The sequence below is a fragment of the Rhodovibrio sodomensis genome, assembly GCF_016583645.1.
GTDB classification, from domain to species: domain Bacteria; phylum Pseudomonadota; class Alphaproteobacteria; order Kiloniellales; family Rhodovibrionaceae; genus Rhodovibrio; species Rhodovibrio sodomensis.
This window is the reverse complement of sequence record NZ_NRRL01000005.1, coordinates 20,493-47,289: the sequence shown is the minus strand read 5'-3', so window position 1 is coordinate 47,289 and position 26,797 is coordinate 20,493. Positions and strand designations below refer to the sequence as shown.

The following is a 26,797-nucleotide window of genomic DNA, read 5'->3' as shown; positions in this document are numbered from 1 at the left end:
TGGTCCGGTCTCGGGTTCTGGGATCGCGCTCGCCCTCAGGCGCTGTCGGGCGCCAATCTCGGCGGTGAAGCGCACCTCGTGCGGCTCCGTTATGCGGGCTGCAACGGCGCGGCTCAACCGTTCGGCGGCCGGGCGCCCGGCACGACCGCCTGTCGCACCCGGTCCAGCCAGGCCTCCACCGCCGGTTCGTCGGCCAGGCGGTAGGCCGCGTGGGTCAGCTTGCCGGCCGGCTGCGTGCCGACCCGGATCGACAGGCCGCCCAGCGCGTTGACCGCCCGGAAGCCGTCCTCGTCGGTGACGTCGTCCCCCAGGAACACCGGCAGCCGTCCGGCGAACGGCGGTCGCGCCATGAAGCCGCGGATCGCCGAGCCCTTGTCGGCGTGGCGCGGTTTGACCTCGCAGACCATCTTGCCGTCCAGCACGGCCAGCGTGTCCGGCGCCTCCCGCGCGCACAGCGCGTGCACCCGGTCGAGCACGGTGCCATGTAGCGCCGGGTCGGCGCGGTAGTGGACCGCCAGCGCCCGGCCCTTGTCCTCCAGCCACAGCGCGTCGTGCCGGGTCACCAGGTCGGTCAGGCCGGCGCGCAGGTGGTCGAGCGCCGCGCCCTCGACGCCATGGTCGATCGTGCCGTCGGCGTCCCGCCGCTCCAGGCCGTGCAGGCCGGCCGCGGGCAGCTTCAACGGCGCCTGGATGCGGTCGAGATCGGCCAGCGTGCGGCCGCTGACCAGGGCGACCGCGTGGCCCAGCCCGGCGTCGAGCGCGTTCAGCACGCCGCGCAGGCTGGCGTGCAGCTGCACGTCTTCCGGCCGGCCCTGGAAGCCCAGCAGCGTGCCGTCGACGTCCAGGAACAGCGCCCAGCGCCCGGGCTCGACCGCCGGGTCCAGCGGATCGGGCGCGGGACCGGGCAGTGCGCCGCCCGGCGCGCGGGCGCCGGGCACGGCGGCCCGGCGCTCCGGATCGCGTGTGCTCATGGATTGCTTGCCTTCACGCGCAGTGGACATCTCGTCGTCGGCACGGACGCCGTCGGGCGGCGCGGCCCGCCGGTCTGGCGGGCCGGTCTGGCCAGCCCGGGTCCGATTTGGGACGCACCCCGTTTTTCGTCACGCGGCCGGCCTGCCCGCGTGCGGACCTGAACCTGTTCAACCGTCCGGGACCGCGCCACCCCGTTTGGAAGTCTAACACACCCCGGTGGGCGCCGTGCGATTCCGCCTTCAGCCCAGGGTGTGCCTTGCAATTCCCCGCCGGGACCGTTACCCCGGAAAGCGCCGCGCGGCCAGCCGCTGACACAGCCTTCCAACGCGTGCGCCCCTTGACAGCCGGCTTGACGCCGTTGCCGGGGAACCCTAGGTGGCTGGTAACGTTGGCCCTAGCAGAACGATCCCGTGATTGAACGGGGGACGGTCGACCGCCAATCCATCGCGCCGCATTCGATAATAACGCTGGGCGCGCTGGATTTAATAACAAGACAGCTTGTTCCACAGGGGGCCGAAAACGCAATGGCGAACGCACAACTCGTTTGCAAGAACGTCTATAAGATATTCGGACCTAATCCCGCCGAAGCCTATCGACTGATCGAGCAGGGCAAGGGCAAGGACGAGATCTTCGCCGAAACCGGCAACACGGTCGGTGTCCGCGATGCCTCGTTCGAGGTCCAGGAAGGCGAGGTGTTCGTGATCATGGGGCTGTCCGGCTCGGGCAAATCCACCATGGTCCGGATGCTCAACCGCCTGATCGACCCGACCTACGGCAGCGTCGAGATCGAGGGCGAGGAGATCACCAAGATGTCGCGCCAGCACCTGATCGAGGTGCGCCGGCAGAAGATGGCGATGGTGTTCCAGTCGTTCGCGCTGATGCCGCACCGCTCGGTGATCGACAACGCCGCGTTCGGGCTGGAGGTCGCCGGCATCGAGCGGACGCAGCGCCACAAGCGCGCCATGCAGGCGCTCGAGGCGGTCGGGCTGAAGGCGAACGCCAACTCCTACCCCGACGAGCTGTCCGGCGGCATGAAGCAGCGCGTCGGGCTGGCGCGCGCGCTCACCAACGATCCCAAGATCATGCTGATGGACGAGGCGTTCTCCGCGCTCGACCCGCTGATCCGCACGGAGATGCAGGACGAACTGCTGCGCCTGCAGCAGCAGAGCCGGCGCACCGTCATCTTCATCACCCACGACCTCGACGAGGCGATGCGCATCGGCGACCGGATCGCGGTGATGGAAGACGGCCGCGTGGTCCAGATCGGCACCCCGGAGGAGATCGTCACCAAACCCGCCGACGACTACGTCAGCTCGTTCTTCAAGGGCGTCGACGTCACTCAGGTGTTCTCCGCCGGCGACATCGCGCGCAAGAACCAGCTGTCGGTGATCGACCGCAGCGGCAACGATCTCAACGCGGTGATCGAGCAGGTCAAGAACGCCGACCGCGATGTCGCGGTGGTGGTCGACAAGAACCAGAAGTTCGAGGGCATGGTCAGCGCCGAGAGCCTGGCGAACGCCAAGAAGGGCGACGGCAAGCTCGCCAGCGCGTTCCTGACCGACACCCAGCCGGTCAAGGCCAGCCAGGGCTTGTCCGACGTGCTGCACCAGGTGGCCAACAGCGCCCACCCGGTTCCGGTCGTCGACGAGAATGGCCGCTACCTGGGTTCGGTGTCCAAGACCGCCCTCCTGCAAACTCTCGACAGGGCAGGCTAAAGCCATGATGGAATTCGTTAAGGAAGTGAAGATCCCGATCGGCGCCTGGGTCGAGGCGCTGGTTAACTGGATCCTGGACAACCTGCAGCCGCTGCTGGACGCGATTTCCGCGGCGATCGGCGCGGTGTCGACCACGCTGGAGGACTTCCTGCTGTGGCTTCACCCGTTCGTGCTGGCGGCCCTGCTGATCGCGATCGGCCTGTGGCGCGTGAACTGGAAGTTCGCCGTCTTCGTGGCGGTCTCGATGTTCCTGATCATGGGCATGAACCTTTGGGAAGAGACCGTGTCGACGATGGCGCTGGTCGTCTCCGCCGCGTTCGTGGCGCTGGTCGTCGGCTTCCCGGTCGGCGTGGCGATGGCCAAGAACGATACGATCGAGGCGGTGGTCCGCCCGATCCTCGACTTCATGCAGACCATGCCGCCGTTCGTGTATCTGATCCCGGCGGCGATGTTCTTCGGCCTGGGCAAGGTGCCGGGCACGATCGCAACGGTAATTTTCGCCATGCCGCCGGCGGTCCGCCTGACCAACCTGGGCATCCGCCAGGTCAGTAAAGAGAACGTCGAGGCGGGCCTTGCGTTCGGCTGTACCGACCGCCAACTGTTAACGAAAGTACAGTTGCCGTTGGCCTTGCCGTCGATCATGGCGGGCGTGAACCAGACCATCATGCTGGCCCTTTCCATGGTGGTTATCGCGTCCATGATCGGGGCGGGCGGCCTCGGCAACGTGGTGCTGACCGGCATTCAGCGCTTGAATGTCGGCCTCGGCTTCGAGGGCGGCCTTGGCGTGGTGATCGTGGCGATCCTGCTGGACCGCCTGACCCAGAGCATCGGCCAGGTCGGCCACGGCGAAGGCTTGGTCGCCAAGGTCCGCCGCCTGTTGGGCGGCCGTCAGCCCGCGGCCGAGGACGAGCAGGAAGCTAAGACCAGTCGCGCGGCTTGATCGGGCTGGAACACGCGCCCTGCGACGCGCGTTAGTGCCGGTGAAGCTGCAACCTGGGCGCCGGCCGATCGGAGCCGTACGGTTCCGGCCGTCGGCGCCCCATCGCCCCGTCGAAGAGGGCGGTGAACAGCCTTGAAGAGAGGCAACAGAGGAGGATCTGATGCTTAACCATAGCAAGAAGACCCTTATCGCGGCGACCACGGCCGTCACCTTGGCGGCGAGCCCGGCTGCGGCCGAAGTCGAAATCGGCTGGACCGCTTGGTCGGACGCGGAGTTCGTGACCAAGCTGGCGCACCAGGTTCTGGAGAACCGCGTCGGTGAAGAGGTCACCCTGACCCAGACCGGCATCGCGCCGCAGTACCAGGGCGTCGCCCAGGGCGACATCGACGTCATGCTGATGTCCTGGCTGCCCAGCACCCACGCCGACTACATGGATAGGGTCGAGGACGAGGTCGTCAGCCTGGGCATCCTGTACGACCACGCCCGCCTGGGCTGGGTCGTGCCGACCTACATGAACGTGGATTCGATCAACGACCTGAAGTCCCAGGAGATGGCCGAGAAGCTGGACGGCACGATCACCGGCATCGATCCCGGTGCCGGTCTGACCCGGCTGTCCAAGAAGGCCATCAAGGAGTACGGCCTGGGCGAGATGTACAACCTGCAGACCTCCAGCGGCGCGGGCATGACCGCGGCCCTCGAGCGCGCGGTGCGCCGCGAGGAGCCGATCGTCGTGACCGGCTGGAGCCCGCACTGGAAGTTCGGCGCGTACGACCTGAAGTACCTGAAGGATCCGAAGAACACCCTGGGTAGCTTCGAGCGCATCCACGCGATCGCGCGTCAGGGCTTCTATCAGGACAACATCGACGCCGCGATGACCCTGGCCCGTATGTGGATCCCGCTGGATGACCTCCAGGCGGCGATGTACGATGCCCAGGAGACCTCCTACGAGGAAGCCGTGGACACCTACATCAAGAACAACGAGGCCCGCGTGCACTACTGGGTGACCGGCGAAATGCCGAGCCAGGGGTAACACCCCGACCCAGGGGGCCCGCGCGGCCCCGTCTCGATGACGACCTCGCCCGGCGAGGTGAAGGGGCCCGGCCATGCGCCGGGCCCCTTTTCATGTGCCCAACTTGCATGCACGCCGGACCAACGTTCGTCCCGGCAGCCGGGCCCGGCATGCGCCGGCTGCAAGTCAGCGGTGCATATATCGGACGGATATAGGCTGGACTCGCGTTATATCGGACCGATACTCTTGTCTGCATAAATGCACTCACTTGGCGCGCGGACGCGCGTTTGGACCAGTCGATGGATACGCGCACCCTTTGCCTGGGCGTCCTCAACCGCGGCGACGCCAGCGGCTACGCGATCAAGAAGAGCTTCGAGGAAGGCCCCCTCGCCCACTTCCAGGAGGCCAGCTTCGGATCGATCTACCCGGCCCTGACCCGGCTGTCGGACGACGGGCTGGTGGTCTGCCGGGCGCAGGCGCAGAACAAGCGCCCGGACAAGAAGCTCTACTCGATCACCGACGCCGGCCGCGCGGCGCTGGAGGATGCCCTGCACCGCCGGCCGACCGACGACGAGGTGCGCTCGGACTTCCTGTTCGTGCTGTTCTTCGCGCACCTGCTGCCCGCCGCGACACTGAACCGCCTGATCGACGACCGGATCGCCTGGTACGAGGACGTCCTGCTGCGGATGACGGAGAACGCCGACCTGGACCACCGCCCGGCCGGCGAGCGGTTCGTCCACGGCCTCGGGCTGGCGGTCTACCGCTGCGCGCGCGATTATCTGCGCGATCACCGCGACACCCTGCTGGCCGGCGCGGCGGATGCCCGCGTTCACGCGGCCGAGTAAGCCGCCCAGCGGCCAAGGCACGAGAGACTGATCATGCTGTCCAGGCTGTATCGCCGTTTCGGGTCCCTGTCGGTCGCCCTGCTGATCGCGCTGGCCGCCGTGCTCTGGATCGCTTCGGGTGAGTATCTGGGCTCGGCGGAACCGGAGACGCGCAAGCAACCGGCCGAACTGAGCGCGTTAAACGCGGCGCCGGAAGTCCGGGTGAACACCCAGTCGGCCCAGCCGCGCACCGACCGATTGCGCGTCCAGGGCCGCACCGTGGCGGACCGCAAGGTCACGGTGCAGGCCCAGACGAACGGCCGGATCGAGGAGATGCTGGTCGAGAAGGGCGATGTCGTCGAACAGGGCGAGGTGTTGGCCCAACTCGCGGAGGAGGACCGGCCGGCCAAGCTGCGCCAGGCGAAGGCGCTGTTGGAGCAACGCCGGCTCGAGCTGGAGGCCGCCCGGCGCCTGCACGAGCGCGGCCACCGGTCGGACACCCAACTCGCCGCCGCCAAGGCCGCATTTCGCGAAGCGCAGGCGGACGTCGAGGCCGCGCGCACCGCGCTCGACAACACCACGATCTACGCCCCCTTCGCCGGCCGGATCGGCGATACCATGGCGGAGGTCGGCGACTTCATGCGCAGCGGCCGGGAGGTGCTGCGGCTGATCGACCTCGATCCGCTGAGGATCCAGGGCAACGTCAACGAGCGCCTGGTCTCCCAGATCGAGCCGGGAACCGAGGCCACGGCGGAGCTGGTCACCGGCGAGAGGGTCTCCGGCACCGTCTCCTTCGTCGCCAGCGAGGCGAACGACCGCACCCGCACCTTCCGGATCGAGATGGAGATCGCCAACCCGGACGGCACCTTGCGCGACGGCGTGACGGCGCAGATGTCCGTGCCGCTCAAGCAGCGTCTGGCGCACACCGTCTCGCCGTCGATCCTGACCCTGAACGAGCAGGGCCAGGTCGGCGTGAAGGTCCTGGACGACCGGAACCGGGTGCGGTTCCGCGAGGTCGACCTGATGGCCGATAAGCCGGACGGCGTCTGGATCACCGGCCTGCCCGAGACGGTTACCTTCATCACGCTCGGCCAGAACTTCGTCACCGCCGGCCAGAAAGTGAAGCCGGTCACCGAGGCCGAGGTGGTCAAGCGCCTGAAAAACACGCCGCTCGACCTGCCCCAGGGCGCACCCGGCATGCCGGGGCCGGAGGGCCGGCCGTGAACACGCTGGTCGACGCCGCCCTCAACCACGTCCGCACGGTGCTGAGCCTGCTCGTGCTGCTGCTGCTCGCGGGCGGCTACGCCTACCTCGCGATCCCCAAGGAGAGCGACCCGGACGTCAACATTCCGATCATCTACACCAACGTCCACCACGAGGGCATCTCCCCGGAGGACGCCGAGCGGCTGATCGTGAAGCCGTTGGAGCAGGAGCTCGAAGGGGTGGAGGGCGTCAAGGAGATGCGCTCCACCGCCTACCAGGACGGTGCCAACGTGGTGCTGGAGTTCGAGGCGGGCTTCAACGCCGACCAGGCGATGCAGGACGTCCGCGAGGCCGTCGACACGGCCAAGCCGGAGCTGCCCGCCGACGCCGACGAGCCGCAGGTGCACGAGGTCAACCTGAGCCTGTTTCCGGTGCTGGTGGTCACCCTGTCGGGCGACGTCCCGGAGCGTACCCTGCTCGACCTTGCGCGCGACCTGCGCGACGAGGTGGAGAGCCTGCAGCCGGTCCTGGACGTCGAGATGGCGGGCAACCGGGAGGAGCTGGTCGAGCTGGTCGTCGATCCGACGATGCTGGAGAGCTACGACATCGACGCCCGGCAGGTACTGAACGCGGTCGACCGCTCCAACCGCCTGGTCGCCGCGGGTGCGGTCAACACCGGGAACGGACGCTTCTCCATCAAGGTTCCCGGGCTGTTTCAGAGCCCCCAGGACATCCTGAACATGCCGGTCAAGGTCGACGGCGACCGGGTCGTCACGATCGGCGACATCGCCACCCTGCGGCGGACCTTCAAGGACCCGGAAGGCTACGCCCGGATCAACGGCCAGTCGGCGATCGCGCTGGAGGTCTCCAAGCGCACCGGCGAGAACATCATCGAGACCATCGAGAGGGTCCGCCAGACGGTCGAGGCGGAACGGCAGGCGTGGCCCGAGGCAGTCGAGGTCACCTATACCCAGGACAAGTCGACCAACATCCGCACGATGTTGAGCGACCTGCAGAACAACGTCCTGGCGGCGGTGCTGCTGGTCATGGTGGTGATCGTCGCCGCCCTCGGCCTGCGCTCGGCCGCGTTCGTCGGCGTGGCGATCCCGGGATCTTTCCTAACCGGGGTGCTGGTGGTCTACCTGGCCGGTCTGACGGTCAACGTGGTCGTCCTGTTCTCGCTGATCCTGGCGGTCGGCATGCTGGTCGACGGCGCGATCGTCACGGTGGAGTACGCCGACCGCAAGCTGCGCGAGGGCCTGCCCAAAAGGAACGCCTACGGCCTCGCCGCCAAACGCATGGCCTGGCCGATCATCGCCGCCACCGCGACCACGCTGGCGGCGTTTCTGCCGTTGCTGTTCTGGCCGGGCATGGTCGGCGAGTTCATGAAGTTCCTGCCGATCACGCTGCTCGCGGTGCTGACCGCCTCGCTCGCGATGGCGCTGATCTTCGTGCCCACGCTGGGCTCGGTGCTGGGCGGCGGGCCCGGCGGTGACCCCAGCGGTGACCCCGGGGGCGAGCCGACGGGCGACGCCAAGGCGCAGGCGATCGCCGCCGGCGGCAAGGACGACCTGACGCGCCTGGGCGGCTTTACCGGCGGCTACGTCCGCCTGCTGCGCCACGCACTCAAGCATCCGGGCAAGCTGCTGCTCGCCGCCGTCGCCGCCCTGGTCGCGGTCCAGGCCGCTTACGCCATGTACGGCCGCGGCGTGGAGTTTTTCCCCGACGTCGAGCCGGAGAGCGCCGTGCTGCAAATTCACGGCCGCGGCAACCTCTCGATCCAGCAACGCGACCGGCTGGTCCAGGAGGTCGAGAGTCAGATCCTGCAGCTGCAAAAGGAACGCCGCGAGTTCCACGCGATCTACGCACGCTCGCAGATCGCCTCCGGCCAGCGCCGCGAGGAGGCGGAGGACATCATCGGCCAGGTGACCCTCGAGTTCACCGACTGGTGGACCCGCCGGCCGGCACAGCAGATCATCGAAGACATCAAGACGCGCGCCTCCGCCCTGCCCGGCATCAAGGTCGAGGCGCAGAAGCAGCAGATGGGCCCGCCCAGCGGCAAGCCGATCCAGATCGAGGTGACCAGCGACCGCACCGAACTGATCGCGCCGACGGTCAAGCGCATCGTCGAGCGGATGCAGCAGGACCCCGAGTTGATCGAGATCGAGGACGGCCGCCCAATCCCGGGCATCGAATGGGAACTCTCCGTGGACCGCGCGCAGGCCGCCAAGTTCGGCGCCGACGTCTCGCTGGTCGGCAGCTACATCCGGATGGTCACCAACGGCCTCAAGGTCGGCGAATTCCGCTCCGGCGACGCCGACGAAGAGATCGACATGGTGGTGCGCTTCCCGGAGGACCAGCGCAGTCTGAACCAGCTCGACCAGATCCGCGTGCACACCGACCAGGGCCAGGTGCCGCTCGCCAATTTCGTTACCCGCACCGCCCAGCAGCGCACCAGCCTGATCCGCCGGACCGACGGCGACCGGTCGATCACCATCAAGGCTGACGTGGCAGAGGGCGTGCTCGCCAGCAACAAGATCCAGGAGATGCAGGGCTTCCTCAAGCAGGCCGACATTCCGCCGGCGGTCAACGTCGCCTTTACCGGCGAGAACGAGGACCAGAAGGAAGCCCAGCAGTTCCTGACCAAGGCGTTCGCGGTGGCACTGTTCCTGATGGCGATCATCCTGGTGACGCAGTTCAACAGCTTCTACAGCGCGTTCCTAATCCTGTCCGCGGTGATCCTGTCGACCATCGGGGTGATGATCGGCCTGCTGGTCACCAACCAGCCGTTCGGCATCGTGATGACCGGGATCGGCGTGATCGCGCTGGCCGGCATCGTGGTGAACAACAACATCGTGCTGATCGACACCTTCGACCGGCTGAAGAACGACGAGCCGGACGTCACCACCGCGATCCTGCGCACCGGCGCCCAGCGCCTGCGCCCGGTGATGCTGACCACCGTGACCACCATCCTGGGCCTGATGCCGATGGTGCTCGGGGTCAACATCGACTTCTTCAACCGCCTGGTTCAGGTCGGCGCACCGTCGACCGAGCTGTGGCAGCAGTTGTCGATCGCGATCGTGTTCGGCCTGAGCTTCGCCACGGTCCTGACCCTGTTCATCACGCCGTGCGCGCTGATGTGGCGGGCCAACCTGCAGGCCTGGCTGCGCCGCCGGCGCGGCCGCGGGACGCCGTCCGCCGCGGACGATGCGCAGGGCCGGGACCGACAGGCGCAACTGCCGCACGCCGCCGAATAAGCCATGGCGATCGTCGACCTCGCGGCCCTGGAACAGCACCTGTCGGCCAAGGCCCGCCTGATGGGCCTGGACTTCGGCGACAAGACGATCGGCATGGCCGTCTCCGACCGCGGCCGCACCGTGGCTTCCCCGGTCGGCACGATCCAGCGCACCAAGTTCACCGCCGACGCCCGGGCGCTCTCGGCGGCGATCGCGGAACGCTCGGTCAAGGCGCTGGTGATCGGCCTGCCGGTCGGCCTGAACGGCCAGGAAGGCAAGCGCTGCCAGGCGACCCGCCAGTTCGCCCGCAACCTGATCGCGGAGGCCGGCTACACCCTGCCGATCGCGTTCTGGGACGAACGCCTGTCCACGGCCGCGGTCGAACGCGTGCTGAGCGACGAGGCCGAGATGGCCGGGCACAAGCACAAGCAACACCTCGACCAGATGGCCGCCGCCTACATCCTCCAGGGCGCGCTGGACGCACTCCGGCGGGGGTGAGCGCGGTGCGGCGGGTGGGGGAGGATATTCCGCTATGGGTAGGCCCGTTGGCGGGTGTGCACACAGCTTAGGCGGGTCCCTCTCCCCTCAAGGGCGAGGGGATATGCGTGCTGCGTCTCGAGCGAGCATGCATCCCTAACACAAACCCTCAATCCTCACCCCTCGCGCCCGGCAGGCTCGGCGTCGTCGTCCAGCAGCGCGGCACGCAGACGGTCGACGGCGGCGTCGGCGTCCATCCGCCGGGCCAGCAGATCGTCCAGGGTCAGCGGACAGCTCAACCGCGCCGGCAGCATCTGCTCGCCGGTGTCGCGCAGGCGGGCGTTGGTCTCGTCCAGCGCGTCTTCCCAGATCTCCTGGATATCCAGGTACGGGCGCATGCCGTCGGTGAACGCCCGGCGCGCCTCGCGCGCGGTGCTCTTGGCCTCGCCGCGCCAGCGGCGGTTGGTCGCCGCGTCCTCGAGCCAGGCTGCCTCCAACAGGCAGACCAGCGTGTTGGTCAGGTGCGCGGCCACACGATTCAGTTCGCTCCGCCCGGCCTGGGCCACCTCCTCGGCCAAGTGGCCCGCATCCAAGACTCCATCGGACGCGCTGTCCGGATCGCGTCCGTGCTCGGACTGGCGCTGCGCCAGCGTGCGCAGCCGGGCCGCCTGATCGCGGGTCCAGCGGAAGAAGTCGCGGTGATACAGGTCGTCCTCGGCCATGCGTGCGCTCTCCCCCGGCCGCCACGGTGTTCGGGTGCTAAAATACACACGCCGGGCCGTCTGGGCCAAAGCCTTCACCTGAACGACGGTATGCGGACGCGATGCGAAGGCGCGTTCAACGGGCTCATAGGTCCCCGTTTCAACAGCTCGCCCTAGCCATCCACCCCGGCGCGCCCTAGCCTCCCGCTCACCGCCACCGTTCCCGGACCGCCGCATGTTCGCCATCGTCACCGCCATCCTGCCCGTGTTCCTGCTGATCTTCCTGGGCAGCTGGCTGCAGGGTCGGGGGTTTCCCGGCAACGGCTTCTGGCAGCCGGCGGAGCGCCTGACCTACAGGATCTTCTTCCCCGCGCTGATCGTGACCACCCTATCGGGCGCGGACCTCGCCGGTCTGTCGGTGCTGCCCATGGCGGGGGCGCTGGTCGCGGCGATCCTGGTGATGGCGGGCGGCATGATGGCCGTGCAGAAGCTGTGGGGCGTCGACGGACCGGCGTTCACCAGCATGGTCCAGGGCGCGGTCCGGATGAACGTCTACATCTGCCTGTCGATCGCCGGCGCGATCTGGGGCAGCGCCGGGCTGACGGTCGCGGCGATCGCGATCGCGGTGATCGTGCCCACGGTCAACCTGATCTGTGTGATCGCGCTAGCCCGCTGGGGCTCCGCCGCCGAGCCGACCGTGGTCGGCACGATCAAGCAGGTGATCAGCAACCCGCTGATCATCGCCGCTGTGCTGGGCGCGCTCAGCAACTTCACCGGCATGCCGATCGTGATCGGCGACGTGCTGGATATCCTTGGCCGGGCGGCCCTGCCGATCGGCCTCTTGTGCGTCGGCGCGGCGCTCGACTGGCCCGCGGTGCGCCGCAACGCGCGCCCGGTCGCGCAAACGACGGCGCTCAAGCTGGTCGCCATGCCGGCGCTGACGGCCGGGATGCTGTGGGCGTTCGGGGTCGAGGGGCTGACGGCCGCGATCGCGCTGTTGTTCATGGCCTCCCCGACCGCGACCTCGAGCTATATCCTGGCCCGCCAGCTGGGCGGCGACGCGACCCTGATGGCGGGCGTGATCACGCTGCAAACGGCGGTCTCGATGGTCAGCCTGCCCGTAATCTTGACCCTCGCGGGCTAGCCAGCGAAAAAGCCGGCGACACCGACACTTGTGGGATACCGCCTGCCATGACCGCACCGCTCGCCGGCCTGCGCGTGTTCGACCTGACCCGGATCCTGGCGGGGCCGACCTGCACCCAGCTGCTGGGCGACCTGGGCGCGGAGGTGCTGAAGATCGAGCGGCCCGGCCAGGGCGACGACACCCGCAAGTGGGGGCCGCCCTACGTCCAGGACGCGGACGGCAACGACACCGAGACGAGCGCCTATTACCTGTCCGCCAACCGCAACAAGCGCTCGGTCACGCTCGACATCGCGAGCGCGGAGGGCCAGCGCCTGGCCCGGGAGTTGATCCGGGAGAGCGACATCCTGGTCGAGAACTTCAAGGCCGGCGGGCTGAAGAAGTACGGCCTCGCCTACGACGACGTTAAGGAGATCGCGCCGCACATCATCTTCTGCTCGATCACCGGCTTCGGGCAGACCGGACCGTACGCCAGCCGCGCGGGCTACGACTATCTGGCGCAGGGGATGGGCGGGATCATGTCGCTGACCGGCGAGCCCGACGGCCAACCGATGAAGGTCGGGATCGGGATCGCGGACATCATGTGCGGGATGTACGCCAGTTCCGCGATCCTGGCCGCCCTGCACCACCGCCACAGGACCGGCCAGGGCCAGCACATCGACCTCGCGCTTCTGGACACGCAGGTATCCTGGCTGACCTACGAGGGCCTCAACTACCTGACCGGCGGCGAACTGCCCAAACGACGCGGCAACGAGCATCCCAACATCGTGCCCTACAAGACCATGCCGGCGTCCGACGGCTACTTCATCCTGGCGGTCGGCAACGACGGCCAGTTCGCCAAGTTCTGCGACGAGGCCGGCCGGCCCGACCTGCCGCGGGACCGACGCTTTGCCACCAACGCCGAACGGGTGCGCAACCGCCAGGCGCTGTATCCGATCCTGGACGAGATCACCGCGGCCCGCCCGCTGGAAGACTGGGTTACGGCGCTGAACGCCCGCGGCGTGCCCAGCGGGCCGGTCAACACGCTGGACCGCGTGTTCGCCGATCCGCAGATCCAGCACCGCAAGATGCAGATCGAGATGGACTATCCGCAAGCCGCCAAGGGCAAGGTCGACCTGATCGGCAACCCGATCGGCTTCTCCGAAACCCCGGTCAGCTACCGCCAATCGCCGCCCCGGATGGGCGAGCATACCGACGCGGTGCTGCAGGACGCGCTCGGCCTCGACGCCGACGAGATTGCCCGCCTGCGCGATCGGGGGGTGATTTAATCGGCGAAAGGGGTTATAGAGCGCGCGCGAACAGCGCCAACGACGCGCAAGCAACCGCGCGAGCTCGGAGGACAAACCCGTGAGCGAGAGCCAGAAACCCCGCGGCGACCAGGATTTCGTGGCGGACAAGGTCGAACCGATCGCCCCGCACCGCGCCGCCAAGCGCAGCGACAATGCCGAGCTGCTGGACGCGCTGTCCGGCGCCATGCGCGCGCCGCAGATGATGCACCAGGACGATGTCCTGCTGGGCGGCCTGGGCAGCGACGACGGCGCCCGCACGGCTACAGCCGAGCATCCCGAGGAGGCCGCGACCGAGGCCGACCCGCGCCAACTGGACCTGCTGGCGAAGAGCGCGTAAGGCCTCCGGACCCGACCGGGCGTGATTCCGCCGGCCGGGCGCGCTATATTCGCAAGCATGAGCCTCGTCATTGACGACCCGGATCTGGAACGCGATCTTCGCGCCCTAGCCGCCCAACGCGGCGAGCGTGTCGAGGATGTGGTGCGGCGTGCCCTGAGATCGGACGGCGCAACGCGGTCTCGCGATCCCGCCGAGGATAACGCGGGCCAGGAAACCGAGCAGGCACGTCAGAAGCGCTTGGCGGAAGCACGTCGGATCATCGACCGCTTCGCCGCTTTGGATGTGCTGGACCCGCGCGCACCTGACGAGATCATCGGCTACGACGATCACGGCTTACCGACGTGATCGCGGTCGACACGTCAGCCGTTTTTGCGATCTTGACGAAAGAGCACGACAGCGCGCCCTTACGCAGCACCCTTGAGGATGCCGTGCAGGCGCGCATGTCGACAGGAACGTACGTCGAGCTTTCGATTGTGTGCTTGCGGCGTGCCGGTCATCGTGCAGTGGGCGAGATGGATGCGTTCCTGCGATCTGCGGACATTCGCCTCGTCCCCTTTGACGCCGAACAGGCCGATCTCGCGGCCGAGGCCTATCGCACCTACGGCAAGGGCCGCCACGCGGCTGGTCTGAACTTCGGCGACTGCTTCGCCTACGCACTCGCCAAGGCGCTGGACGCGCCGCTGCTCTTCAAAGGCGCCGACTTCACGGCGACGGACATCCGAGCGGCGGTCGCGTAACAGCGGCACCGGGCAGGGTGCGGTCCGCTTGCCTGCACCGGGGGCCAGTGACATGATCCGCCCGCGATGAGCCCCGCCGACCGCGCCCTGCAGGATATCCCGACCCGCGCCGCCGCCGAGTCCGGTTCCGGCGCGCCGCTGCGTCATCTCCTCGGGATCGAGGGGATGACGGCGGCGGAGATCGTGGCTCTGCTGGACCGGGCGGAAAGCTACGTCGCGGTCAACCAGGCGGCCAACAAGACCTCCGACCTGTTGGCCGGGCGCACGGTCATCAATCTGTTCTTCGAGACCTCCACGCGCACCCGCACCTCGTTCGAGCTGGCCGGCAAGCGCCTCGGCGCGGACGTCATCAACATGGAGGTCGCCTGGTCGTCGATCAAAAAGGGCGAGACGCTGATCGACACCGCGATGACCCTGAATGCCATGCATCCCGACGTGCTCGTGGTGCGCGCGCCGGACAGCGGCGCGGTGCAGCTGCTCGCCGAAAAGGTCAACTGCGCGGTCATCAACGCCGGCGACGGCAGCCACGAGCACCCGACCCAGGCGCTTCTGGACGCGCTGACGATCCGCCGGCGGCGCGGCGAGATCGCGGGGCTGAAGGTGGCGATCTCCGGTGACGTGGCGCACTCCCGCGTGGCCCGCTCCAACATCCATCTGCTGACCACGCTGGGCGCGGAGGTGCGGGTGATCGCGCCGCCTACCCTGCTGCCGAGCGGGATCGAGCGCCTGGGCGTGACCGCCTACACCAACATGCGCGCCGGGCTCGCGGACTGCGACGTGGTGATGATGCTGCGCCTGCAAACCGAACGCATGCAGGGCTCCTACGTCCCCTCGATCCGTGAGTACTTCCGCTTCTACGGCCTGGATTACGACAAGCTGGCGCACGCCAAGGCGGACGCGCTGATCATGCACCCGGGACCGATGAACCGTGGCGTCGAGATCGACAGCGTGGTCGCCGACGACATCGACCGCTCGGCGATCCGCGAGCAGGTCGAGATGGGCGTCGCCGTGCGGATGGGCGTGCTCGACGCCCTGACCCGGCAGGCGCCGACCCGTGCCACGACGGGCGACCTCGATGGGAGCATCGGGGCATGAGCCTGCACGCCAAGCCCGCCGGCACCGCCAAGGTCGCCTACACCAACGCCCGCCTGCTCGACCCGGCGAGCGGCCTGGACGCCCGGGGCGGCGTGCTGGTCGACGGCAACCGGATCGTCGAGGTCGGCGCCGGCCTGTTCCGCGACGGTGTGCCGCCGGACGCGCAGGAGGTCGACTGCGCCGGCCTGTGCCTGGCGCCCGGCCTGGTCGACATGCGCGCGCAGCTGGGCGAGCCGGGGCGCGAGCACAAGGAGACGATCTCCTCTGCCGGACGCGCGGCGGCGTCGGCCGGGATCACCTCGATCGCCTGTCTGCCCAACACCGACCCGGTGATCGACGACGTCGCCGGCCTGGAGTTCGTCGCCCGGCGGGCGCGCGAGACCAAGCTGGTCAAGGTCTACGCCTACGGCGCGCTGACCCGCGGCTGCGCGGGCGAGCAGATGACCGAGATCGGGCTGCTGTCGGAGGCGGGCGCGGTCGGCTTCACCGATGGCGACCGGGCGGTCGCCAACGCGCAGACGCTGCGCCGCTGCCTCGCCTACGCCAGCGTGTTCGATACCGTGATCCTACAGCATCCGCTGGAGCCGACGCTCGCAACCGGGGTGATGAACGGCGGCGCGCTCGCCACCCGCCTGGGCCTGTCGGGGAGCCCGGCGATGGCCGAACTGATCCAGCTTGAACGCGACCTGCGGCTGGTCGAGATGACCGGCGGACGCTACCACGCCAGCCTGATCAGCACGGGCGCCGCGGTCGAGGCGATCCGGCAGGCCAAGGCGAACGGCTTGCGGGTCACCTGCGATACCGCCCCGCACTACTTCACCTTGACCGAGGATGCGGTGGGCGACTACCGCACGTTCGCCAAGGTCAACCCGCCGCTGCGCGGCGCGGCCGACCGGCAGGCGATCGTGGCCGGCCTCGCCGACGGCACGATCGACGCCGTGGTCAGCGACCACAACCCGCAGGACCAGGACAGCAAGCGCCTGCCGTTCACGGCGGCGGAGTACGGCATCGCCGGCCTGGAGACGCTGTTCGCGCTGTCGCTCGACCTGGTGCACGCCGGGCAGCTTGAGCTGCTCGACCTGCTGGCCGGCCTGACCTACAAGCCGGCCGACATTCTGGGGCGGGACGCCGGCCGGCTCGCCGCGGGCGGACCCGCCGACATGATCCTGTTCGACCCCGAGCGCGCCTGGACGATCGACCCGGACAGCTTCCTCGGCAAGTGCAAGAACGCCCCGTTCGACGCCTGGCCGGCGCGCGGACGGGTCGTGCGCACGGTCGTCGACGGCCGAACGATCTATGCCGAGACGCCCGCTCCTGCCGCGGCGTAAGAGCGCCGCCCAAGCCGCGAGGGACCGCACGCGCGATGCCCGATCCGATCTCCTGGAGCCTGTCCGGCCCCTACCTGCTCGCCGGCTTCCTGGCGGGCTATCTCTTGGGGTCGATTCCCTTCGGCATCGTGCTCACTCGGCTGTTCGGCCACGGCGACCTGCGCAAGATCGGCTCCGGCAACATCGGGGCGACCAACGTCCTGCGCACCGGCCGCAAGGACCTCGCGGCCGCCACCCTGCTGCTGGACGCCGGCAAGGGCGCCGTCGCGGTGCTGGTCGCGGGCTGGCTGTACGGCCCGGACATCGCGTTGATGGCGGCCTACGGGTCGATCCTGGGCCACCTCTTCCCGATCTGGCTGAAGTTCCGCGGCGGCAAGGGGGTCGCGACCACGCTTGGCGTGCACATCGCCATCGCCTGGCCGATGGGGCTGGCCTGCTGCGCGGTCTGGCTGGCGACCGCCGCCGCGACCCGCTTCTCCAGCCTGGCCGCATTGCTTGCGATGGCGAGCGCCCCCGTCTGGGCCTGGTACTTGGTCGAAGACGTCCAGCTCACCCAGTTCGCCGCGGTCATCGCCGTCGTCGTATGGCTCAAGCACCACGAGAACATCCGCCGGCTGCTGAAGGGGGAGGAAAGCAAGATCGGGCAGAAGGGCGAGCCGAAGACGTAATCGTGCGAGCGGGAGCTATGACTCACGGCCGAGACTCACGGCCGACCGAACTTCTAGCCGTCCGAAAGTGGCCTTATCGGACGCCGACACTTATCGATTGACTCCCGTATCCGCCCACCTACAATCGCGTGTATGGACGGCGGTGATGGGCGGGCCTTGTCACGGCAGGAGACGGTGGACTGGCTGCGTCTGATCCGCAGCGAGAACGTCGGCCCGGTGACCTTCCACGCCCTGCTGCGCCGCTACGGCACGCTCGCGGCCGCGCTCGACGCCCTGCCCGAGCTGGCGGCGCGCGGCGGGCGCAAGAAGCCGATCAAGATCTGTCCGCGGTCGCTCGCCGAAAAGGAACTCGCGCAGCTGGACAAGCTGGGCGGCCATGCCTTCGCGTGCGGCCATGCGGGCTTTCCTGCCCAACTTGCCGCGCTCGACGACGCGCCGCCGCTGTTGTTCGTGCGCGGCCATCCGTTCCTGCTGGAGCGCCCGGCGGTCGCCCTCGTGGGCGCGCGCAACGCCAGCGCCAATGGCCGCCGGATGGCGCGAGCGCTGGCGCACGAGTTGGCGGGCGAAGGATTGCTGGTGGTCTCCGGCCTCGCCCGCGGGATCGACGGCGCCGCCCATACGGGCGCGCTCGAAACCGGGACCTGTGCCGCGATGGCGGGCGGGGTCGACGTGATCTACCCGCCGGAACACCAACAGCTGTACGGCGACCTCGTCGACCGCGGCGTCGTGGTGTCGGAAATGCCGGTCGGCACCGAGCCGCAGGCGCGCCACTTCCCGCGGCGCAACCGCCTGATCTCCGGTCTGTCGCTGGGCGTCGTCGTGGTCGAGGCGGCGCTCAAGAGCGGCTCCCTGATCACCGCGCGCCTGGCTGGCGAACAGGGGCGCGAGGTGTTCGCCGTGCCGGGCAGCCCACTCGACCCGCGGGCCAAGGGCTGCAACCGGCTGCTGCGCGACGGCGCTATCCTGGTCGAATCGGCCCGCGACGTGCTGGACGGCCTGGGCCCGCTGCTGCGCAGCGATCCGCACGAGGCGCCGGGCCGCGGGTACCTGTTCGGCGCGCTCGGCTGGGACGGCGACATGCGGGCCGAGGCGGAGGTAACGCCGATGGATCTGAGCGATCAGGAGCTCGCCCGGGCACGCCGGGAGATCGCGGAGTTGTTGGACCCGACCCCTGTCGCGGTTGACGAAGTGATCCGGCAATGCCAGTTATCGCCAGCGATCGTGACGCTGGTCCTCCTGGAGATGGAGCTTGCCGGACGCTGCGAGCGGCATCCGGGCAACCGTGTCGCCCGGCGCCAGGACGACATCGCGGACGCGTCCTAAGGCCGGTCCCGGCCGCGTCACCGGGCTGGCCGATCAGCCTGGTTAAAGCATGAACGTCGTCATCGTCGAATCTCCGGCCAAAGCCCGGACGATCAACAAATACTTAGGCCGGGACTTCCAGGTCCTTGCGTCCTACGGCCACATCCGCGACCTGCCGTCCAAGGACGGATCGGTGCGACCGGATTCCGACTTCGAGATGGACTGGGAAGTCGATTCCCAGGCCGAAAAGCGGATCAAGGAGATCGCCAGCGCCGTCAAGGGTGCCGACGCGCTCTACCTCGCCACCGACCCCGACCGCGAGGGCGAGGCGATCTCCTGGCATATCCTGGAAGAGCTGCGCCGCCGGCGGGTGCTGGGCGAAAACCTCGCGATCCGGCGGGTGGCGTTCAACGCGATCACCAAGTCGGCCGTCCAAGAAGCCTTCGAGCGGCCGCGCGAGCTGAACCGGGAACTGATCGAGGCCTACCTCGCACGGCGCGCGCTCGACTATCTGGTCGGCTTCACGCTGTCGCCGATCCTGTGGCGCAAGCTGCCCGGCTCCAAGTCGGCCGGGCGCGTGCAGTCGGTCGCGCTGCGCCTGATCTGCGAGCGCGAGGCGGAGATCGAGGCGTTCCGGCCGCAGGAATACTGGACCATCGACGCCCACCTGACCGCCCAGCAGGGCGGCCAGTTCACCGCCCGCCTGACCCACCTGGACGGCCAGCGGCTGGACAAGTTCGGCCTGCCGGGCGAGCAGAGCGCGCAGGCCGCCAAGGCGAAGCTGGAGAACGCCAGCGACTTCAAGGTCGCCAGCGTCGAGCGCAAGCAGACCAAGCGCAACCCGCAGCCGCCGTTCACCACCTCGACCCTGCAGCAGGAGGCCTCGCGCAAGCTGGGCTTCGGGGCCAGCCGGACCATGCAGGTCGCCCAGCGGCTGTACGAGGGCGTCGAGATCAGCGGCGAGGCCGTCGGCCTGATCACGTATATGCGGACCGACGGCGTGCAGATCTCCCAGGAAGCGCTGACCCAGACCCGCGACCTGGTGAACCGGCGCTTCGGCAGCGACTACCTGCCCGACAAGCCCCGGCAGTACGCCACCAAGGCGAAGAACGCCCAGGAGGCGCACGAGGCGGTACGCCCGACCGACCTGTTCCGCACCCCGGAAGACGTCCGCAGCGTCCTCAACGACGAGGCCTACAAGCTCTACGAGCTGATCTGGAAGCGCACGGTCGCCAGCCAGATGGAAAGCGCGCGCCTTGACCAGGTGCAGGCCAACATCCGGGTCGACTACGACTTGGCCCAGCTGCGCGCCAACGGCTCGACCGTGACTTTCGACGGCTTCTATCGCCTGTACCGCGAAAGCCGCGACGAGGAGAACGAAAGTTCCGACCGCTCCGGCACCGAGGACGACAAGCGCCTGCCGCCGCTGAAGGAAGGCGAGCCGACCCGGCGCGATAAAATCGTCGAGGAGCAGCACTTCACCCAGCCGCCGCCGCGCTACTCCGAAGCGAGCCTGGTGCGCAAGCTGGAGGAGCTCGGCATCGGCCGGCCGTCGACCTACGCCTCGACCCTGCAGGTCCTGCAGGACCGGCAATACGTCAAGCTGGACAAGCGCCGGTTCGTGCCGGAAGACCGCGGCCGGCTGGTGACCGCGTTCCTGTCGTCCTTCTTCGACCGCTACGTCGAGTACGACTTCACCGCCAAGCTGGAACAGCAGCTCGACGACATCTCCGGCGGCAAGGCCGACTGGAAGCAGGTGCTGCGCGACTTCTGGGACCAGTTCAAGTCGGAGGTCGACCGCACCCAGGGCCTGAAGATGGCCGACGTCATCGACGCGCTGGACGCCGAGCTGGGCCCGCACTTCTTCCCCGCCGACCCCGACGACGAGAGCCACGACCCGCGCAAGTGCCCGAACTGCGGCGGTCGGCTGGGCCTCAAGATCGGCCGCACCGGCGGCTTCATCGGCTGCGGCGGCTATCCCGACTGCAAGTACACCCGGCCGCTGATCGCCCCCGCCCCGGGCGAGGCCCCGCCGGTAGGCGACACCGGCCCGAAAGAGCTCGGCGCCGAGCCCGAGACCGGCGACTCCGTGACGCTGAAGAAAGGCCCCTACGGCCCCTACATCCAACTGGGCGAGGCGCAGAAAGGCAAGAAGCCCAAGCGCGTCTCCCTGCCCAAGGACTACGACCCCGCCGAGCTGACGCTCGACCGGGCGCTCAAGCTGCTGCAGCTGCCGCGCGAGGTCTGCAAGCACCCGGCCGACGGCGAACCGATCCTGGCCGGAATCGGCAAGTACGGCCCGTACGTCAAGCACGGCAGCACGTACGTCTCGCTCAGCCCGGACGACGACGTGCTGACGGTGGGCCAGAACCGCGCGGTCACACTGATCGACGAATCGCCGAAGAAGAAGCGGCAGTCGAACCAGATCCAGCTGGGCGAGCACCCGCGCGACGGTGGCGCGGTCACCGCCGGCCAGGGCCGCTACGGCCCGTATGTCAAGCACGGCCGGCTGTACGCGTCGCTGCCCAAGGGGACGGAGCCGGACGCCGTCAGCCTGGAGGAAGCCGTTCCGCTGCTGGACGAGCAGGCCGCCAAGAAGGGCAAGGGCGGCAAGACCGCGGCCAAGGGGAGTGGCAAGGCCACCAAGTCGCGTACGACCAAGAGCACGTCGAGCAACAAGGCCGGGACCGGGACCTCGGCGGCGACTGTCGGCAAGGCCGCCGAGACCGGCGGCAACAAGACGACGGCGAAGAAGGCGGCCGCGAGCAAGGCTGCTAAATCCGGGTCCGCCAAGGCCGGGTCCGGTAAGTCGGCGTCTGCGAAGTCGGGCGCCACCAAGTCGGGCGCCACCAAGTCGGGCACCACCAAGTCGGGCAGCGCGAAGACCGGCACCGCCAAGGCTGACGGCTCCGGCTAGCGCCTTTGCCGACGCCAATTAGTCCCAGGTACGCAAGGATACGCCCCCAGCGTTGGCGCAAGACAAAGCCAAGGGAAAACCGGCCGGCGAGCTGCCCTCGCGCGCGCAACTCGTCCACTACATCGAAACCAGCGAGACCCCGGTCGACAAACGCGAGCTGGTCCGCGCCTTTGGGCTGAAAGGCGCGCAGCGTGCCTGGCTGAAGGACATGCTGCGCGAGCTTGAGGACGAGGGGCGCGTCGAGCGCGGCGAGAAGCGTACCTGGCAGGCGGTTGGCGCCCTGCCCGAGGTCACGGTGATCGAGGTCAAGGATCGCGACGCGGACGGCGAGCTGCTGGGCCGGCCGGCGAGCTGGCGGCGCGCGGCGGAACCGCCGCGCATTTTCATCCAGCCGGAACGCGGCGGCCATCCCACCCTCGAACCCGGGATGCGCGTGCTCGCCCGCCTGAAGCGGGAGCCCGACGGCACCTACGACGCCCGCACCATCCGCGTGCTCGGCGGGCCGGCCAAGCGCGTGCTCGGGATCATCGAGCCCGGCGGCGTCCTGCGCCCGACCGACAAGCGCGCGAAGGGCGAGTTCGTGCTGCGCAAGGGCGATCTGGGCGACGCCCAGGTCGGCGAGTTCGTGCTCTGCCGGATCAAGCCCAGCCACAAGCGCGCCGGCGGCGGCCCGACCGAGGTGCTGGTCGAAGAGCGCCTGGGCCACGTCGACAGCCCGCGGGCGATCAGCCTGATCGCGATCCACGAGCACGACATCCCGACCGACTTCCCCGACCAGGCGATCGACCAGGCCAACCAGGCCAAGGCCGTCAGCCCGGCCGGCCGGACCGACCTGCGCGACACCCCGCTGATCACGATCGACGGCGCCGACGCCAAGGACTTCGACGACGCGGTCTTCGCCCAGCCGGACACCGCGGAGGACAATCCCGACGGCTACCGGATCATCGTCGCGATCGCCGACGTGGCGCACTACGTCCGCTCCGGCAGCGCGCTCGACAAGACCGCCTATCAGCGCGGCAACTCCGTCTACTTCCCCGACCGGGTCGTGCCGATGCTGCCGGAGGGGCTGTCCAACGGCTGGTGCTCGCTGCGCCCGCACGAGGACCGCGGCTGCCTGGCGGTCGAGATGCGGATCGACCGGGACGGCCATTTCAAGGGCAAGCACCGCTTCATGCGGGCGATCATGCGCTCGTCCGCCCGTCTGACCTACGAACAGGTGCAGGCGGCCAAGGACGGCCAGTGGTCCGACATCACCGGCCCGCTGCTGGAACCGGTGATCGAGCCGCTGTACGGCGCTTTCCACGCCTTGATGCGCAACCGTCAGCAGCGCGGCACCCTCGATCTCGACCTCCCCGAAAAACAGGTCGTGGTCAACGACAAGGGCGAGGTCACGGGGATCGAGAGCCGGGAGCGGCTGGACGCCCACCGGCTGATCGAGGAGTTCATGATCGCGGCCAACGTGGCCGCCGCGCAGACGCTGGAGCGTAAGCAGGCCGCGTGCATGTACCGCGTGCACACGCCGCCGGACGAGGACAAGGTCGACGCGCTGCGGGAGACGCTGAAGACCTACGGCATCAACCTCGCCAAGGACCGGTCGGCCAGCCAGGAGGCGTTCGGCCGCGTACTCGAGCAGGTCAAGGGCCGGGCCGAGGCGCCGATGCTCAACGAGTTGATCCTGCGCTGCCAGAGCCAGGCGTACTATTCGCCGGACAATGAGGGGCACTTCGGCCTCGCGCTCGACCGCTACGCCCACTTCACCTCGCCGATCCGGCGCTATGCCGACCTGCTGGTCCACCGTTCGCTGATCGACGCGCTCGGCCTCGGCGAGGACGGCCTGCGCCCGGGCGAGGCCGAGCAGTTCGACGAGATTGGCGAGCACATCTCGGTCACCGAGCGCCGGGCGCAGAAGGCCGAGTTCGATGCGATCGACCGCTTCACCGCCGCCTTCCTGAAGGAACACGTCGGCGCGCAGTTCCAGGGGCGGGTTGGCGGCGTTACCCGGTTCGGGCTGTTCGTCACCCTGAGCGAGACGGGCGCGGACGGCTTGGTGCCGATCAACACCCTGCCCAACGACTTCTACAAGCATGACGCGTCGACCCATCGCTTGATCGGCGAGCGCTGGGGCCGGGTCTACCGGCTGGGCGACAAGGTCCGGGTGCGCCTGACCGAGGCCGATCCGATCACCGGCGGAATCGTGCTGGAGATGGTCGAGGTGATCGCCACCGCCTCCGGCGAGAAGCCGGAAGACGAGCCGGTCACCCCCGGTGGCCCGGGCAAGGGCCCGCGCCGCCATGCCGCGCGCACCGGCAAGACCGCCCGCGCGGCCGACAAGAAAAACAAGGCGGCGTCGAAGAAGGCGAAAAAGACCGGCGGCCCGCCGCCGTCGACCCAGCCCGCCGCCAAGAAGACCCCATCCAAGGCGGCCAAGTCACAGTCGGCCGGATCCCAGGGGGCCGCATCCCAGGGGGCCGGCGACAAGCCCAAGGCGCGGTCCGCCAAGCCGAAGAAGACCGGCAAGGCGCCGCGCAAGCCGAACGCCAAGCCGAAGACGTAAACCCACCCGGGCGGCCGAACTTCCGGGCGCAGGTTCCGGATAAGGCGGGCACAAGCTTCTCACAAACGTTTAACGCCTTGTTGACCCGGGATCGGGGACACTGCCTCGCGATTTGCCCGAAAGCGGGTAAAATGCTTATGGAACTGCGGAGTCGGCCCCGATACGCTAGAGCAAAATCGATGAAGGTGGAGTCGGCCTTCATCTTGCTCTAGGGGTACCTCGGGCGAGGCGGAGTTGGGTATGGCGTTGCGACTGGGCAACCAGCGGAGTTTCCCCTGGCACACCGGGCCCGCGTCCGCGCGCGCCCCGCACGCAGCGGCGTCCGGCCGGGCCCGGTTGAGCGGCCGGTTGCGTCGTGGCCTGCGCCGGTCGTTGCACGCCGGTGCGGTGTCGCTGGCGCTGTTCCTGGTCGCCGCCGCCGGCACCGACCAGCGGGCGATCGGCAGCGACTACAACGCCTACCAGGCAAGCCGCCTGTTCGCCGCCGGCTACAACGACATCGCCAAGATCTATATCGAAGATGTTGCCCTGCCCGCCCTCGCGCTCGACGGCGTGCACGCGCTCAGCAGCCTCGACGACGACATCCGCGTCGCCCGCACGGACGGGGAGATCGTGGTCAGGCTCGACGGCCGGCGGATCGGCAGCTACCACGTCCCCGGCCCGCGCGACGCCGACGCCTGGGGCGCCGTCACCGCCGGGGTGATCGACCTCGCGCTGCGCTCGTCCGACGCGTTGGCGGGCTACAGCACCGAAGACATCTACGCCCGCGTGTTCGACGGCATGCTGGCGCGCCTCGACGGCTACTCCCGCTACGCCGGGGCGGACGCCGCGCGGGAAAACCGCGCCAGCCGCGACGGCTTCGGCGGGATCGGCGCGCGCGTCCACGCCCGCGACGGCGGCATCGCCGTGGTTTCGGTGCGCGCGGGCAGCCCGGCGGCCCACGCGGGCCTGATGGCCGGCGACATGATCGTGGCGATCGACGGTAGCTCGGCCGCGGCGCTCAGCCAGCGCGAGGCGATCGACCGCCTGCGCGGCCACGTCGACAGCAGGCTCGCGCTCACCGTGCGGCCGCAGGACGGCCCGACCACGCGCACCCTGCGCCTGCGCCGCGCGCACATCGTGCCCAAGACGGTCGACGCCCGCGCCGACGGCCGGCTGGCGGTGATCGAGATCAGCGGCTTCAATCAGGACACCGCCCACGCCCTGGAGCAGGCGGTCGCCGACCTCGACGCCCGGATGGGCGACCGGCTGGCCGGCTACGTCCTCGACCTTCGCGGCAATCCGGGCGGCCTGCTGGACCAAGCGGTCGACGTCGCCGACCTGTTCGTCCGCCACGGCCGGATCGTCTCGACCCACGGCCGTCACGCGGACAGCCATCAGTACTTCACAGCCCGCCCGGACGACGTCGGCGACGACCGCCCGGTGGTGGTGCTGATCGACAGCGGTTCCGCGTCCGCCGCGGAGATCGTCGCCGCCGCGATCCAGGACAACCGCCGCGGCGTGGTCGTCGGCTCGCTGTCCTACGGCAAGGGGACCGTGCAGACCGTGCTGCGCCTGCCCAACCGCGGCGAGCTGACCCTGACCTGGGCGCGCTTCCATGCGCCCTCGGGCTACGCCCTCACCGACCGCGGCGTGACCCCGGACGTCTGCACCAGCCGGCATCCGGATACCGCGCTGAACGAGGTGCTGGCGGCTCTGACCGACAGCCGGCGCGCCGACACCCGGGCCGGCGATCCGCTCCCGCGCGCCGGCGATCTGGCCGCCGACGCGGGTGCGCCTGCCGCCGGCTGCCCGGGCCGGCCCGGCGGCTCCGCCGCGGACCTCGCGGTCGCGCGCCGGCTGCTGACCGACCGCACGCTCTACCGCAGCGTCAGCGCCGACGCGCCGGCGATCGCCCAGGCGGCCCAGCAGTAGCCGGGCTGCGACGGCGGTGGCGCACGCGCATCGCCGCGGCGCGCCCGATCTTGACAGGCCGCCGCCCGCAAGTATCTTGCGGCCCCAGACAGCTCCCTTCACTGCCCGCGAGCGCGAGGAAAAGACCCATGGCCAAGCCAACCACGCAGCAAGTCAAGCTCGTGAGCACCGCCGACACCGGCTACTTCTACGTCACCAAGAAGAACACGCGCGCGACCACGGAAAAGCTTCAGCTCAAGAAGTACGATCCGAAGGCGCGCAAGCACGTGATCTTCAAGGAATCCAAGATGAAGTAAGCGCGCCCACGCGCTGAGGTCTCGCGCGGGGCCGGTTCCGATGACGGGAGCCGGCCCCGTTTGCGTTCCGAGACCCGCGGTACAGCTCGCTGACACCCATGTGGGCTGGTTCGACACGGGCGCGATCGGCGTCCGCCTCCGG

At 69.1% G+C, this 26,797-nt stretch carries 22 protein-coding genes; 20 read left to right on the top strand and 2 right to left on the bottom strand.

The annotated features are described in order from the left end of the window. Nucleotides 1-113: 113 nt before the first annotated feature. Nucleotides 114-971 carry a trehalose-phosphatase gene (gene otsB, locus CKO28_RS04255; protein ID WP_200339300.1) on the bottom strand — a complete coding sequence of 286 codons (858 nt, stop codon included), beginning with the start codon at nt 969-971 and terminating at the stop codon, nt 114-116. Nucleotides 972-1,496: 525 nt separating this feature from the next. Here otsB and proV point away from each other — a divergent pair. The 7 genes from proV to ruvX all read left to right on the top strand — a co-directional run bounded on the left by proV (nt 1,497) and on the right by ruvX (nt 10,397). Further along, nucleotides 1,497-2,687, top strand: a complete 1,191-nt coding sequence (proV, locus tag CKO28_RS04250; RefSeq protein ID WP_200339299.1) for a glycine betaine/L-proline ABC transporter ATP-binding protein ProV — start codon at nt 1,497-1,499, stop codon at nt 2,685-2,687. Between the two features lie 4 nt (nt 2,688-2,691). After that, nucleotides 2,692-3,627 carry an ABC transporter permease gene (locus CKO28_RS04245; protein ID WP_437127611.1) on the top strand — a complete coding sequence of 312 codons (936 nt, stop codon included), beginning with the start codon at nt 2,692-2,694 and terminating at the stop codon, nt 3,625-3,627. A 160-nt stretch (nt 3,628-3,787) separates the two neighbouring features. Continuing rightward, complete coding sequence (locus CKO28_RS04240) at nt 3,788-4,657, top strand: glycine betaine ABC transporter substrate-binding protein (protein ID WP_200339298.1); 870 nt, start codon at nt 3,788-3,790, stop codon at nt 4,655-4,657. Nucleotides 4,658-4,935: 278 nt separating this feature from the next. Then, entirely contained in the window at nt 4,936-5,481 is a 546-nt protein-coding gene (locus CKO28_RS04235) for a PadR family transcriptional regulator (RefSeq protein WP_200339297.1), read from the top strand. 33 nt (nt 5,482-5,514) lie between these two features. Further along, entirely contained in the window at nt 5,515-6,684 is a 1,170-nt protein-coding gene (locus CKO28_RS04230; protein WP_200339296.1) for an efflux RND transporter periplasmic adaptor subunit, read from the top strand. Further along, entirely contained in the window at nt 6,681-9,920 is a 3,240-nt protein-coding gene (locus CKO28_RS04225; protein WP_200339295.1) for an efflux RND transporter permease subunit, read from the top strand. Before CKO28_RS04230 ends, CKO28_RS04225 begins: the two co-directional genes overlap by 4 nt. A gap of 3 nt (nt 9,921-9,923) precedes the next feature. Next, nucleotides 9,924-10,397 carry a Holliday junction resolvase RuvX gene (ruvX, locus tag CKO28_RS04220; protein ID WP_200339294.1) on the top strand — a complete coding sequence of 158 codons (474 nt, stop codon included), beginning with the start codon at nt 9,924-9,926 and terminating at the stop codon, nt 10,395-10,397. Nucleotides 10,398-10,552: 155 nt separating this feature from the next. On the opposite strand, the gene CKO28_RS04215 is transcribed toward ruvX, so the two are convergent. Then, nucleotides 10,553-11,098: a DUF29 family protein gene (locus CKO28_RS04215; RefSeq protein ID WP_200339293.1), complete on the bottom strand. Its 546-nt coding sequence runs from the start codon at nt 11,096-11,098 to the stop codon at nt 10,553-10,555. 214 nt (nt 11,099-11,312) lie between these two features. On the opposite strand from CKO28_RS04215, the gene CKO28_RS04210 reads away from it, so the two are divergent. The 13 genes from CKO28_RS04210 (at nt 11,313) to rpmG (ending at nt 26,655) form a co-directional block, all read left to right on the top strand. After that, nucleotides 11,313-12,221, top strand: a complete 909-nt coding sequence (locus CKO28_RS04210; protein WP_200339292.1) for an AEC family transporter — start codon at nt 11,313-11,315, stop codon at nt 12,219-12,221. A gap of 47 nt (nt 12,222-12,268) precedes the next feature. After that, complete coding sequence (locus CKO28_RS04205) at nt 12,269-13,486, top strand: CaiB/BaiF CoA transferase family protein (protein WP_200339291.1); 1,218 nt, start codon at nt 12,269-12,271, stop codon at nt 13,484-13,486. A 79-nt stretch (nt 13,487-13,565) separates the two neighbouring features. Further along, the gene (locus tag CKO28_RS04200; RefSeq protein ID WP_200339290.1) at nt 13,566-13,844 is read left to right on the top strand and encodes a hypothetical protein; all 279 of its coding nucleotides are present in this window, start codon (nt 13,566-13,568) and stop codon (nt 13,842-13,844) included. Between the two features lie 57 nt (nt 13,845-13,901). After that, a complete protein-coding gene (locus CKO28_RS04195; protein ID WP_200339289.1) occupies nt 13,902-14,189 on the top strand; it encodes a type II toxin-antitoxin system VapB family antitoxin in 288 nt (95 codons plus the stop codon). Then, nucleotides 14,186-14,581: a PIN domain-containing protein gene (locus CKO28_RS04190; RefSeq protein WP_207168736.1), complete on the top strand. Its 396-nt coding sequence runs from the start codon at nt 14,186-14,188 to the stop codon at nt 14,579-14,581. The genes CKO28_RS04195 and CKO28_RS04190 overlap by 4 nt, the downstream gene beginning before the upstream one ends. 66 nt (nt 14,582-14,647) lie before the next feature. Beyond that, complete coding sequence (locus tag CKO28_RS04185) at nt 14,648-15,676, top strand: aspartate carbamoyltransferase catalytic subunit (RefSeq protein WP_200339288.1); 1,029 nt, start codon at nt 14,648-14,650, stop codon at nt 15,674-15,676. Beyond that, the gene (gene pyrC, locus CKO28_RS04180; RefSeq protein WP_200339287.1) at nt 15,673-17,004 is read left to right on the top strand and encodes a dihydroorotase; all 1,332 of its coding nucleotides are present in this window, start codon (nt 15,673-15,675) and stop codon (nt 17,002-17,004) included. Before CKO28_RS04185 ends, pyrC begins: the two co-directional genes overlap by 4 nt. 35 nt (nt 17,005-17,039) lie before the next feature. After that, on the top strand, nt 17,040-17,672 hold the full coding sequence (plsY, locus tag CKO28_RS04175; protein WP_200339286.1) for a glycerol-3-phosphate 1-O-acyltransferase PlsY: 633 nt from the start codon (nt 17,040-17,042) through the stop codon (nt 17,670-17,672). A 174-nt stretch (nt 17,673-17,846) separates the two neighbouring features. Next, nucleotides 17,847-18,995, top strand: coding sequence for a DNA-processing protein DprA (gene dprA / locus CKO28_RS04170; protein ID WP_338050047.1), 1,149 nt, complete (start codon nt 17,847-17,849; stop codon nt 18,993-18,995). A gap of 49 nt (nt 18,996-19,044) precedes the next feature. Then, the gene (topA, locus tag CKO28_RS04165) at nt 19,045-21,891 is read left to right on the top strand and encodes a type I DNA topoisomerase (protein WP_200339284.1); all 2,847 of its coding nucleotides are present in this window, start codon (nt 19,045-19,047) and stop codon (nt 21,889-21,891) included. 52 nt (nt 21,892-21,943) lie between these two features. Then, on the top strand, nt 21,944-24,445 hold the full coding sequence (rnr, locus tag CKO28_RS04160) for a ribonuclease R (protein WP_242480329.1): 2,502 nt from the start codon (nt 21,944-21,946) through the stop codon (nt 24,443-24,445). A gap of 240 nt (nt 24,446-24,685) precedes the next feature. Next, a complete protein-coding gene (locus CKO28_RS04155) occupies nt 24,686-26,359 on the top strand; it encodes a S41 family peptidase (protein WP_200339283.1) in 1,674 nt (557 codons plus the stop codon). Nucleotides 26,360-26,487: 128 nt separating this feature from the next. Continuing rightward, the gene (gene rpmG / locus CKO28_RS04150; protein WP_200339282.1) at nt 26,488-26,655 is read left to right on the top strand and encodes a 50S ribosomal protein L33; all 168 of its coding nucleotides are present in this window, start codon (nt 26,488-26,490) and stop codon (nt 26,653-26,655) included. Nucleotides 26,656-26,797: the final 142 nt, after the last annotated feature.